A 578-nucleotide genomic window follows, 5' to 3' on the forward strand; every position below is an offset into this window, starting at 1 on the left:
AGAGTTATGCTCAAGGCTATATATTGTTATATGGGAGGTTAATTAAAATGATTATGGAGAATTTGTTAAGTGAATTACATAAAAATATTTTTATCCCTGATGGATGTTCCGGAAAAACTGCCTGATGGTCCAGGAGCATATCTTATTTGTGTAAAAAATTTAGATGCTCTGCCGGAGAAAATGAATTATCTGGATTATAATTTTGCAGACGGACTTCCAGTGATATATGTTGGTATTGCAGGAAGACCAACTTCAACATTAAAAAGTCTTAGAAGAAGAGACTATAAGAATCACTTTAATGGTACTGCAAGGAGTTCAACTTTGAGAAAAAGTTTGGGTGTTTTGTTTGGAATGGAGAAAGAATTTACTGGAAAGAAAGCCTATAAATATAGGTTTAAAGCTGAGAATGAGGAAAAACTTTCTGCATGGATGAAAAATAATTTGATTATGCACTTTGTTTCTATTGATAATCCAATGAAATTTGAGATTTATATGATTGATCAGTATGAGCCACCGCTAAATTTGAAGGATAATCACAGTGATAAGAATAAAATGTTTAGACCAGCTAGTAAAAGTCA

At 32.0% G+C, this 578-nt stretch carries 1 protein-coding gene; it reads left to right on the top strand.

Going from position 1 to position 578, the window contains the following annotated elements; genetic code table 11:
• Nucleotides 1-69: 69 nt before the first annotated feature.
• Nucleotides 70-578: GIY-YIG nuclease family protein (locus KM800_RS15145; protein ID WP_419195477.1), on the top strand; the 509-nt coding region annotated here is incomplete at its 3' end.

This window comes from Clostridium tyrobutyricum, assembly GCF_019144085.1.
GTDB lineage: Bacteria > Bacillota > Clostridia > Clostridiales > Clostridiaceae > Clostridium_B > Clostridium_B tyrobutyricum_A.